Consider the following 261-nt stretch of genomic DNA (forward strand, 5'->3'; position numbering starts at 1 on the left):
CGACCATTCGGGACGCACAGAGGACCGCACCGACGGTCATGAGCGCCTTGCGATCACCGCGACTACTCAAAACCGAGGTCCTCGCCGGATTGGTCGTTGCCCTCGCCTTGATTCCCGAGGCGATCGCGTTCTCCATCATCGCCGGCGTAGACCCCCGTGTGGGGCTGTTCGCATCCTTCGTCATGGCCGTCTCCATCGCATTCCTCGGAGGCCGCCCGGCAATGATCTCCGCCGCTACCGGTGCGATAGCCCTGGTCATTG

General features: G+C 64.0%; 1 protein-coding gene. It reads left to right on the forward strand.

Annotation, left to right across the window (positions count from 1 at the left end; genetic code table 11):
* Positions 1 to 38 precede the first annotated feature (38 nt).
* On the forward strand, positions 39 to 261 hold a 223-nt coding region (locus EW028_RS24700), incomplete at its 3' end, for a SulP family inorganic anion transporter (RefSeq protein ID WP_255501815.1).

The organism is Lysinibacillus sp. OL1 (assembly GCF_004332175.1).
GTDB lineage: Bacteria > Bacillota > Bacilli > Bacillales_A > Planococcaceae > Lysinibacillus > Lysinibacillus capsici.